Origin of the sequence: Pseudoalteromonas sp. SG43-6 (assembly GCF_014164365.1) — a bacterium.
Lineage (GTDB): Bacteria > Pseudomonadota > Gammaproteobacteria > Enterobacterales > Alteromonadaceae > Pseudoalteromonas > Pseudoalteromonas rhizosphaerae.
The window spans coordinates 1-277 of record NZ_JACJEZ010000205.1 but is presented as its reverse complement, the minus strand read 5'-3'; the positions used below and the strand labels follow the sequence as shown (position 1 = coordinate 277).

The window sequence follows — 277 nt, the reverse complement described above, 5'->3', positions numbered from 1 at the left end:
CGTCCGCCGCTCGTCAGCAAAGTAGCAAGCTACTCTCTGTTACCGCTCGACTTGCATGTGTTAGGCCTGCCGCCAGCGTTCAATCTGAGCCATGATCAAACTCTTCAATTAAAAGTTTTTTCTGTTCTCATCCAATAAAGAATGAAGAACCTGCTCAATGAATTCTGAATTTATTTAATATCTTTCGATATTGAATTGACTGTGCCGAAGCAACTTATAAATAAGTTACTTCTGTTGGTCACTCAGCTTCTCTTTCGAGAAATCACATTGAGACTCT

1 rRNA gene is annotated in these 277 nt (G+C 40.4%); it reads right to left on the bottom strand.

Annotated features, from left to right (window positions below):
• Nucleotides 1–111 (bottom strand): 16S ribosomal RNA (locus H5201_RS22795); the annotation flags it as partial.
• Between the last annotated feature and the right edge of the window lie 166 nt (nt 112–277).